The organism is Micromonospora sp. A202 (assembly GCF_006715105.1).
GTDB classification, from domain to species: Bacteria; Actinomycetota; Actinomycetes; order Mycobacteriales; family Micromonosporaceae; genus Micromonospora; species Micromonospora zamorensis.
Genome location: NZ_VFMP01000001.1, coordinates 4499663 through 4509819 on the forward strand (window position 1 = coordinate 4499663; position 10157 = coordinate 4509819).

A 10157-nucleotide genomic window follows, 5' to 3' on the forward strand; every position below is an offset into this window, starting at 1 on the left:
TGTAGCCCGGACAGCGGCTGAGGAGGTGCGTGCGCAGGTGCTGATCGCGGATCGGTACCGGCTGCTCGACCTGGTGGGTCGCGGGGGCATGGGCCGGGTGTGGCGTGCCCGCGACGAGATGCTGCATCGCGAGGTCGCGGTCAAGGAGATCGTGCCGCCGAGTTGGCTGGCCGATCGCGAACGGGACGAGTTGCGCTCGCGCACCCTGCGGGAGGCGCGCGCCGCAGCTCGACTCAACCACCCCGCCGTGGTCCGGCTCTACGACGTCGTCGCGGTCGACGGCAGCCCATGGATCGTGATGGAGTACGTCCCGTCCCGCACCCTTCAGGACGTTGTGGACGCCGAGGGGCCGCTCGAACCGGCCCGCGCGGCCCGGATCGGCCTGGCCGTGCTCGACGCGCTGCACGCCGCGCACACCGCCGGGGTGCTGCACCGCGACATCAAACCGCAGAACGTGCTCGTGGCGCACGACGGGCGGGTGATGCTCACCGACTTCGGGCTGGCCACCTTCGACGGCGGCGACGGTGCGATGACCCGCCCCGGCATGGTCCTCGGCTCCCCGCAGTACGTTGCCCCTGAGCGAGCCGCCGAGGGAGTGTCCACGGTGGCTGCCGACCTGTGGTCGCTCGGTGCGACCCTGCACGCCGCGGTGGAGGGTCGCTCCCCGTACGCCCGCAGCACCGCCATGGCCACCCTGAGCGCACTGGCCGCCGGACCGCCGGACCCGGCTCCGCACGCCGGGCAGCTCGCGCCGGTCCTCGCCGGGTTGCTGCGCCGCGACCCGCACGACCGCCTCGACCACGACGCGGCCCATCGGCTGCTCACCGCCGCGGCGACCGGGCGCACCGAACCGACCGCCGAAGGGTCGACAGGTTCGGGCGACCGGCCCGAGGCGCATGACCCGGACGACCAGGACCTCACGATCCCGTTGCCCGCGCCCGAACCGCCGGCGAACCCGGGCGACCGGGCTCTGAACGCGCCGGCTGACACACCACCGGCCTCCCGCCCGCCAGCCCGGCAGCGCACCATCCGCCGGGCGGCGTTGATCGCCGTGGCTCTGGTGGTGGCCGCCGCCGCCGGCGTGGGCACCGCGATGGCCGTCACCGGTGACGAGCCCAGGGGCACCGCCAGCCGGCCCACCGCACGGCCGCCGGACGGTGGTGGCGGCCCGGGCGGGCCGGGCCCCGGTTACGACCCCGACCGCCCCGGCCCACCGCCGGGAGGCCCGGGCATTCCTCCGCCACCCTTCCCGTGTGTCCGTCCGAAGGCGGCCGGTGCGCCCGTGCTGGCCGGCGCCCCCGCGGCGGGCGAACGGTTCCGCCCGCCACCCGGCTGGGTCTGGCACGCCGACACCATCGGGTTCCGGGTTGCGGTGCCGGCTACCTGGTACTACTCCCGCGACGGCGCGGTGGCCTGCTTTCAGGACCCGACCACCGGCCGGGCCTTCAGCGTCGCCAGCGGCGACGACACCGACCCGCTGGTCCGACTCCGCACGGTCCGCGACGTGGCTGCCCAGGCCGGCGCCCTGCCGGGGTACGACGAGATCCGGCTCGCCGCCGCCGACGGAGGGGCGGAGTGGGAGTGCCGCTGGCAGGCCCCGTACGGCGCATGGCTGCACGCCCGGCAACAGGTCGTCGGCGCAGGCCGGTGGACGCTGGCCTGGATCACCGACGACAGGGACTGGACCAAGGCCAGCTCGGACTGGACGACAGTGCGAAACAGTTTCCGACCACCCCCCTGACCTGCACCGTACAGTCATGATCCGGACTACCGTCCGGCGTGGATCGAGGCCGCTCAGCGGATGAAAAGAGCGGGCGCGGTAGCTATCGTGTAACCCGGGGTGACCAAGGGGGAGCGACCGTGCAGCAGTTGCTGATCGCGGGTCGGTACCGGCTGCTCGACCTGGTCGGCACCGGCGGGATGGGCCGGGTGTGGCTTGCTCGCGATGAGATGCTGCATCGCGACGTGGCGGTGAAGGAGGTCGTGCCGCCGTCCTGGCTGGCCGAGGCCGAGCGCGAGGAGCTGCGACTACGGACACTGCGCGAGGCTCGCACCGCCGCGCGGCTCAACCACCCCAACGTGGTCCGCATCTACGACGTGGTGCACGACCGGGAGAGCCCCTGGATCGTGATGGAGTACGTGCAGTCCCGGTCGGTGCAGCAGATCATCAGCGCCGAGGGGCCGCTGAGCCCGCAGCGCACCGCTCTTGTCGGGTTGGCGGTGCTGGCCGCGTTGCGGGCCGCGCACACCGCCGGGGTGCTGCACCGCGATGTGAAGCCGCACAACGTGCTGGTGGCCGACGACGGCCGGGTGGTGCTCACCGACTTCGGGCTGGCCACCTTCGACGGTGGTGAGGGTGCGATGACCGGTCCGGGCACCGTGCTCGGCTCACCGCAGTTCGTCGCCCCCGAGCGGGCCCGCGAAGGGGTGTCGGATCCACGCACCGACCTGTGGTCGCTGGGCGCGACGCTCTATGCGACGGTTGAGGGCCAGTCCCCGTACGCCCGGTCGAGCGCGATGGCGACGCTCAGCGCGCTGGCCACCGAGCCGCCGGACCCGATGCGGCGGGCCGGGCCGTTGCGTCCCGTGCTCCTCGGCCTGCTGCAACGCGACCCCTGGCGGCGGTTGACCGCCGCGGAGGCGGAGCCGCTGCTGCGGCAGGCGGCCGCGGAGCCCGACCAGCCGGCCGCGCCACCGATGTCCTCGGCGGTGGCGGCGCTGCGGAGCGCGGGCCGTACCAGGTCGCCCGCCCCGGTGGACACGGCCGGTGCGCCCGACCACCCGCCGACGTCGGCCGGTCGGCCGGCGAGCCGCCCCCGCAGACGCCGACGACGCCTGATCGCTCTCGGCGGCGCGGCCACCGCTCTCCTCGTCGCCGGCGGCGTCACCGTGGGTCTGGTCTACCGCAACGACGAGCGGACGCCACCGTCCGGTGCCGGTGGGGGCGCGTCGAGCGCCCGGCCGGCCGCGTTCGCCTGCGCGACACCACCGCCACCGCCGCCGACGTCCACTCCGGTGGCGTCGGTCGCGCCGCCGACCGAGGCACGGTACCGGCTACGCGACGGCTGGACCTGGCACGACGACCCGACCGGCTTCCGGATCGCCGCGCCGGTGGGCTGGGCGCGCTGGACGGAGGGGTCGGTGACCTGCTTCCGGGAGACGGGCGGGGCCCGGGTGCTCAGCGTCGAGTCCGGGCCGGTGCGGGCCGACCCGGTGGCGTACTGGAAGGCCGAGGAGGCGCGACTCGCCACCGGTGACGGGCTGCTCCCCGGCTATCGCAAGGTGGACATCTCCGCGATGGACATCTTCGAGGGCGGCGCTGTCTGGGAGTGCGGCTGGGAGAACGCGGCAGGCGAACAGGTGCACAGTTTCCGGTTGCTGGCCAACACCTCGGCCGAGCGTTCCTACACCGTCTCGTGGTTGACAAAAGAGTTCGACTGGCAGGTCAACGCGGCATACTTGCCGATGATCCGGCAGAGCTTCACCCCCGCTCTCTGACGGCGTCCGATGTGGACCTTCCGGGTGATGCCCCTGCGACGCCGAGGCTGACTACAGTGGCGTAGTTTTGGGCGCTCAAGATCCCTGGGGAGGGTGAGACGAGATGATGGGACCACAGCACGCGCTGTCCGGCGCGGCGGTGTGGTTGGCGGGGTCCTGGGCACTGGACCATTTCGCCGACTACCACCAGTCGCCGCTCGCGTTGGCGGTGGGCACCGCGGTGTGTGCCGGCGGCGCGCTCTTTCCCGACCTCGACATGTCGGGCAAGGTGACCAGGAACCAGGGTGGGGCCACCGTGGCCCGCACCTTCGGGGTCTTCTCGCTCTTCGCCGCCGAGGTGATGGAGAAGATTTCCCTCGGGGTCTATTACGCCACGAAGCTCAGCAGGGACCCGCGTCGCAACAACGGGCACCGGACGCTGACCCACACCCTGCCGTTCACCGTGCTGGTCGGCTGGGGCACCACAGCGCTCTGCGCCGCGTACGGCAAGTGGGCGGTCATCACCATCCTGTTCTTCATGTTCGGCCTGGCGCTGCGCGGGCTGTTCGACGAGTGGGCGGAACGCGCGGGCTGGGTGATCATCACCCTCGCGTCGGCCGGGGCGGCCTGGTTCACCTTCGCCAACCTGCCGGGCGGTCGCGGCTATCCGCTGATCGGCACGGCCCTGGGGGTGGGCTGCTTCGTGCACATCCTCGGCGACATGATCACCCGAGCCGGCGTGCCGATCCTCTGGCCGATCCCGATCAAACGCCGAATGTGGATGATGATCGGCCTGCCGAACAGCATCGCCCTGCGGGTCGGCAGCAAGGCCGAGGTGGTCGGGATGCGCATCGCCCTGACCGTCGTCTCGGCGCTCGCGACCGTCGGCCTGATCGCGCCCTCCGTGCTGAGCCGGTTCGACATCGAGATATGACCGATCCGGCACCGGAGCCGCCGCCAGCCGCCGACGCGCGGGTGCCGGCATTCTGGCGCGGACTGGGCCTGCCCGGCCTGGCCGACGTGCACGTGCACTTCCTACCGCCGCGCCTGCTGCGCAGGATCTGGGCGTACTTCGACGCGGCCGGCCCACTGGTCGGCACCGAGTGGCCGATCCGATACCGGTGGAGCGACGCCGAAAGGGTCGCGTACCTGCACCGTCTGGGCGTGCGGGCGTTCAGCGCCCTGGCGTACGCCCACCGGCCGGGCATGGCCGCGGACCTTAACCGGTGGTCGCTGGACTTCGCCCGGGTCACCCCGGGCTGCCTGCCCTCGGCCACCTTCTTCCCCGAACCGGACGCGCCCGGTTACGTCGAGGCGGCGCTGGCCGACGGGGCCCGCGTGTTCAAGGTGCACGTCCAGGTCGGCGGCTTCTCGCCGACGGATCCGGCGCTGGACCAGGTGTGGGGGACGCTGTCCGACGCGGGTGTGCCGGTGGTCGTGCACGCCGGGCACGCACCCGTGGGCACCGCGCACACCGGCCCGGAGCAGTTCGGCGAGCTGCTGGCCCACCATCCTCGGCTGACCGCCGTGGTGGCACACCTCGGCGCCCCGGACTATCGGGCGTTCCTGGATCTCGCGGAGGCGTACGAGCGGGTCCGGCTGGACACCACGATGGCCTTCACGCCCTTCTTCGACCAGTTCGTCCCCTTCCCCGACGACGAGCTGCCCCGGCTGCGCGAGTTGGGACTGTCCGGCAAGGTGCTGCTGGGCAGCGACTTCCCCAACATCCCCTACCCGTACGCCGACCAGCTCACCGGGTTGGCCCGGCTCGACCTGGGCGACGACTGGTTGCGCGCGGTCTGCTGGAACAACGCGGCCGCGATGTTCGACCTGACCTGACCCGCCGCGCCGTCCCCGCACCCCCGCACCCCCGCACCCCCGCACAACTTCCCGGATGTTGCTGCCTCCGGCTCGCGCAAGGCAGCCCCGTGCTCAGCCGGTGGAAGCAATCTGGCTGGTCAGCAGCTCGGCGAAGACTTCTTTGGGTTTCTTGTAGCCGAGGATACGGCGGGGTCGGTTGTTGAGTCGGTCGGCGATGGCGTTGAGGTGGTCGTGGTCGTTGGGGATGACGGTGCCGCGGGGTAGGTATTCGCGAATCCACCGGTTGGTGCTCTCGTTGGTGCCGCGTTGCCAGGGACTGTGGGGGTGGGCGAAGTAGACGTCGATACCGGCGGCGATGCTCAGGGCGGCGTGTTCGGCCATTTCGGTGCCGCAGTCCCAGGTCAGGGTGCGGCGCAGGGCGTCGGGCAGACCGGCGATGCCGGTGGCCACGGCGCTGGTGACGGTGGGGCTGTCTCTTCCTGATAGCGGGATCAGGATCAGGAACCGGGAGGTGCGTTCCACCAGCGTGGCGGTGGCGCTGGCGCCGTTCTTGCCGATGACCAGGTCGCCTTCCCAGTGCCCAGGTACCCGCCGGTCCTCGGCCTGGACGGGCCGCTGATCGATGAACGTCGGGTTCGGGATCTTCGGCGCCCGCGACGCCGGCGAACGCGCCGGGCGACGGTTCCTGCGGCCACTGCGCAACCGCAGGTGCTGCCGTGCCAACTCCCCGACCGGCAACGCATACATCCACGTGTAAATCGCCTCGTGCGACACCCGCATCGCCTCGTCCTCGGGATAGTCCACCCGCAACCGCCCAGCGACCTGATCCGGCGACCAACCCTCACCCAACAACGCCACCACCACCTCCCGCAGCCGCGCGTCCAACTCCAGCTTGCACGGCTTCGGCCGGCGCCGCGCCCGCTGCGCCTGCCGCTGCGAACGCCACGCCCGATAGAACCCCCGCCCACCACCCCGACAAATCTCCCGCGACACCACACTCGGATCCCGACCAATCCGCGCCGCAATCTGCTGACCCGAGAGCCCTTCAGCGATCCCCCGCGTGATCTCTTCCCGGTCCACCACCGTCAACGGCCTACGACCCGCCACGCCCCACCAGCCTCTCAGCGATCACCCCGCCGAAGAGACCAACGAACGACAAGATCGATTGCTACGACCACCTGAGCACGGGAGCAACATCCCTGATGTTGCTCGGATCTTGCGCACCGGATCACGCGACGCGACCGGCTGCGGGGCACTCAGACGGCACCCGAATTCTTTTCGACATCGGCTATTGACGTCGCCGTAACAGGTGGCCTAGCGTCCTGTCGAACCGCTTAGTCGAAGCGTTTCGACGGTGAATTGGGAGCGATCCCAACCCCCGGCCCGAGGAGGTAACGCGATGGCCACCATGCACGACGTCGCCCGCCTCGCGCAGGTCTCGGTCAGCACCGTCTCGTACGTGCTCACCGGCACCCGGCCGATCTCGCAGGCCACCCGTAACAAGGTGCTCGCGGCGATGGCCGAGCTCGACTACCAGCCCAACGCGATGGCCCGCGGTCTGGCCAGCCGGCGCAGCCGGATCCTCGGCCTGCTGATGCCGATGGACGAACGCGGGCTCGGCGCCACCGAAACGGCCTTCGTCACCGGTGCCGCCGCGGCGGCCAGCGCCGCCGGCTATCACCTGGTCCTCTCGCCGGTCGGCGGGGGTGACCCCGGCGAGCTGCGGCGACTGGCCAGCCAGCGGATGCTCGACGGCGTCGTGCTGATGGAGGTCCAGCTGGCCGACGAGCGGGTCACAGTGCTCCAGGAGGCCGGCGTGCCACTGGTGTTGATCGGCCGCACCGGTGACACCAGCACGCTCTCGTACGTCGACATCGACTTCGACCAGACCGTCCGGGATGCCGTCGCGCACCTGGTCGGCCTCGGGCACCGGCAGATCGTCTACGTCAACCACTCGGCCGCGACGCTGGCCAGCGGCTACGGGCCCGCGCTGCGTACCCGTGACGCCTTTGCCGCGGCCATGACCGGGCACGGCCTGGAGCCGGTCATGATCGCGGCCGAGGACAGCGCCGCCGGCGGGCGGGCGGCCCTGGCCGCCGCGTTCGCGCAGGCCCCGGAGCTGACCGCCGTGCTGGCCATGAACGAGACCGCGATCTTCGGCATCCTCGGTGAGCTGAGCGGCCGCGGGCTGTCGGTGCCCGACGACGTCTCCGTCGTCTCGATGGTCACCTCGCCGCAGGTCGCCGAGTTGGCCACCCCGGCGCTGACGGCGATGACCTCACCCGGCTCGGCGATCGGTCGGATCGCGATCGAGGCGCTGACGCGCCACCTGGATGACCCCGGCGACCACCGTCACCAGCAACTGCTGCCGTGCGCGTTGGAGATCCGGGGCTCGACCGCCGCACCACGAAGCCGCCAACCCATGGGGGCTGACCAGTAGGAACAGCCCGCCGCCGCGCTGCAACGCGACGACGGGCCCAGTGAAGTACCGGCTAGATACTCGACGAGGAGGATCGTAATGCAGCGATTCCGTCGGCTCGTCGCCGCGATCGCCATAGTGGCGACCGCGACGACCGCCATGGCCGCCTGCGGCGGTGACGACAACGGGGACGACAGCGACGCCAAGACCCTCAAGCTCTGGCACTACGAGAGCGAGAACAGCGCCATGGGGGTCGGCTGGAACCGGGCCATCGAGCTGTTCAAGGCCGAGCACCCGGGCGTCGAGGTGCGCTTCGAGCGCAAGGCGTTCGAGCAGATCCAGCAGAACGCGGGCATGATCATCAACTCGTCCGAAGGCCCGGACATCATGGAGTACAACAAGGGCAACGCGACCGCCGGCCTGCTCTCCTCGCAGGGCCTGCTCACCGATCTGAGCACCGAGGCCGACAAGCGCGGCTGGGCCGGCAAGCTCAGCCCCAGCCTGCAGACCACCGCCCGCTACAGCGACAAGGGCGTGATGGGGTCGGGCAAGTGGTTCGGCGTGCCGAACTACGGCGAGTACGTCACGGTCTACTACAACAAGGACCTGTTCCAGCAAAACGGCGTCAAGGTGCCGACCAGCATGGCCGAGATGACCGCCGCGATGGACACCTTCGTCGGCAAGGGCGTCACCCCGCTGGGCATGGCCGGCGCCGAATACCCGGCCGGGCAGCTCTTCTACCAGCTCGCCCTGTCCAAGGGCGACCGGCAGTTCGTCGACAACTACCAGCTCTACAAGAACCCGATCGACTTCAAGGCCGACCCGCTCAAGTACGGCGCGGACACCTTCGCCGACTGGGTGCGCAAGGGCTACGTCGCGAAGAACTCGGCCAGCCTCAAGGCCGAGGACATGGGCACCGCCTTCATCGGCGGCAAGGTTCCGATGATCGTGTCGGGTAGCTGGTGGTACGGCCGGTTCAAGGCCGAGATGAAGGCCAACTGGGACACCTTCCTCTTCCCCGGCAACACCCTTCAGGCCGGCTCCTCCGGCAACCTCTGGGTGGTCCCGGAGAACAGCAAGGCCAAGAGCCTGGCGTACGACTTCATCGACATCACCCTGCGTCCGGAGATCCAGGACCTGATCGGCAACAACGGTGGTGTTCCGGTCGCCGCCGACGCGTCGAAGATCACCGACCCGAAGGACCGCAAGCTGATCGAGGACTTCAACACGGTCAGCAAGTCCGACGGGCTCGCGTTCTACCCGGACTGGCCGGTCCCCGGCTACTACGACGTGCTGGTCTCCGGCTTTCAGGGCCTGATCAACGGCTCGAAGTCGCCCGACCAGGTCCTCGACACGATCGCCAAGCCGTACGCCGATGGCGTCAAGGAGATCACCGGCAAGTGACACGGCGAGCGGCGGGCGCGACCGGCACAACCGACGCGCCCGCCCGCCCCGCCGGGAAGGATCTTCCATGGCAGTCTCCGAGACCCTCGCCACCACCCAGCCGGCGGCGGCCCCGACCCCACCGCCACCCGGCCGCAGACGTCGCGGCCGCAACGCGGCGTACTGGCTCTACCTGCTCCCCGGAGCGGTGCTCTTCCTCCTGGTCATCGGTGCACCGCTGGTCGGCACGCTCTACCTGTCGCTGACCAAGTGGTCCGGCATCGGCGACCCCCGCTGGGTCGGCCTGGACAACTACCAGCAACTGCTGCACGACGACGTGTTCTGGGCGTCGTTCCGCAACACCGTCTGGATGATCGTCGCGATGGTGGTGGTGCCCACAGTGCTCGGGCTGCTGCTCGCCGCGGTGCTCTTCGACGTCATCGGGCGGCGGTTCAAGCCCCGCACCGCCGCCGCGCTGCGGGCCGCCTTCTACCTTCCGCAGGTGCTGCCCGTCGTGGTGGCCGGCATCGTCTGGGGCTGGATCCTCCGCCCCGACGGCGCGTTCAACAGCCTGCTCGACGCGGTGGGTCTCGGCGCGCTCCGCCACGACTGGCTCGGCGACCCGGGCACGGCCCTGCCGGCCGTGATGGCGGTGATGATCTGGGTGCAGATCGGCTACCCGGTGGTCGTCTTCATGGCGGCGCTCCAGCGGGTCGACCCCGAGTTGTACGAGGCGGCCGAGGTCGACGGCGCGAACTGGCTGCACCGGTTCCGGGCGATCACCCTCCCGCAGATCCGGCCGGAAACCTTCGTGGTGGCCCTGACCTGCACCATCGCCGCGCTGAAGGTTTTCGGGCCGATCTTCGCCCTGACCCGGGGTGGTCCGGACAACGCCACCAACGTCCCGTCGTACTTCGCCTACTACACGTTCTTCAAGAAACTGCAGGTCGGCTACGGCTCCGCGATCTCCACGGTGCTGACGCTGATCATCGTTGTGGTGGCCGTGGTCTTCATCTGGATGCAGGCCCGCAGCGAGCGCCGGGACCGGGGGTTCTGA

At 70.7% G+C, this 10157-nt stretch carries 8 protein-coding genes; 7 read left to right on the forward strand and 1 reads right to left on the reverse strand.

Annotated elements, in window-relative coordinates:
- Positions 1–37: 37 nt before the first annotated feature.
- The 4 genes from FBZ33_RS20695 (at position 38) to FBZ33_RS20710 (ending at position 5316) form a co-directional block, all read left to right on the forward strand.
- Positions 38–1741 carry a serine/threonine-protein kinase gene (locus FBZ33_RS20695; RefSeq protein WP_255508985.1) on the forward strand — a complete coding sequence of 568 codons (1704 nt, stop codon included), beginning with the start codon at positions 38–40 and terminating at the stop codon, positions 1739–1741.
- 119 nt (positions 1742–1860) lie between these two features.
- Positions 1861–3498, forward strand: a complete 1638-nt coding sequence (locus tag FBZ33_RS33100; protein WP_255508986.1) for a serine/threonine-protein kinase — start codon at positions 1861–1863, stop codon at positions 3496–3498.
- 103 nt (positions 3499–3601) lie between these two features.
- The gene (locus FBZ33_RS20705; RefSeq protein ID WP_099855612.1) at positions 3602–4411 is read left to right on the forward strand and encodes a metal-dependent hydrolase; all 810 of its coding nucleotides are present in this window, start codon (positions 3602–3604) and stop codon (positions 4409–4411) included.
- Positions 4408–5316, forward strand: a complete 909-nt coding sequence (locus tag FBZ33_RS20710) for an amidohydrolase family protein (RefSeq protein WP_141910357.1) — start codon at positions 4408–4410, stop codon at positions 5314–5316. Before FBZ33_RS20705 ends, FBZ33_RS20710 begins: the two co-directional genes overlap by 4 nt.
- Positions 5317–5409: 93 nt before the next feature.
- On the opposite strand, the gene FBZ33_RS20715 is transcribed toward FBZ33_RS20710, so the two are convergent.
- Positions 5410–6405, reverse strand: a complete 996-nt coding sequence (locus tag FBZ33_RS20715) for an IS30 family transposase (RefSeq protein ID WP_141908230.1) — start codon at positions 6403–6405, stop codon at positions 5410–5412.
- 292 nt (positions 6406–6697) lie between these two features.
- Between FBZ33_RS20715 and FBZ33_RS20720 the strand changes: the two genes are divergently transcribed.
- From FBZ33_RS20720 to FBZ33_RS20730, 3 genes are all read left to right on the forward strand, one after another.
- The gene (locus FBZ33_RS20720; protein WP_088949138.1) at positions 6698–7738 is read left to right on the forward strand and encodes a LacI family DNA-binding transcriptional regulator; all 1041 of its coding nucleotides are present in this window, start codon (positions 6698–6700) and stop codon (positions 7736–7738) included.
- A 78-nt stretch (positions 7739–7816) separates the two neighbouring features.
- A complete protein-coding gene (locus FBZ33_RS20725) occupies positions 7817–9121 on the forward strand; it encodes an ABC transporter substrate-binding protein (protein WP_141910358.1) in 1305 nt (434 codons plus the stop codon).
- Between the two features lie 67 nt (positions 9122–9188).
- Entirely contained in the window at positions 9189–10157 is a 969-nt protein-coding gene (locus FBZ33_RS20730) for a carbohydrate ABC transporter permease (protein ID WP_141910359.1), read from the forward strand.

What these genes read in the sequence shown, in the direction of transcription:
- FBZ33_RS20730 (WP_141910359.1), top strand. Translation starts at nt 9,189, where the DNA reads ATGGCAGTCTCCGAGACCCTCGCCACCACCCAGCCGGCGGCGGCCCCG.
- FBZ33_RS20720 (WP_088949138.1), top strand. Translation starts at nt 6,698, where the DNA reads ATGGCCACCATGCACGACGTCGCCCGCCTCGCGCAGGTCTCGGTCAGC.
- FBZ33_RS20705 (WP_099855612.1), top strand. Translation starts at nt 3,602, where the DNA reads ATGATGGGACCACAGCACGCGCTGTCCGGCGCGGCGGTGTGGTTGGCG.
- FBZ33_RS20710 (WP_141910357.1), top strand. Translation starts at nt 4,408, where the DNA reads ATGACCGATCCGGCACCGGAGCCGCCGCCAGCCGCCGACGCGCGGGTG.
- FBZ33_RS20725 (WP_141910358.1), top strand. Translation starts at nt 7,817, where the DNA reads ATGCAGCGATTCCGTCGGCTCGTCGCCGCGATCGCCATAGTGGCGACC.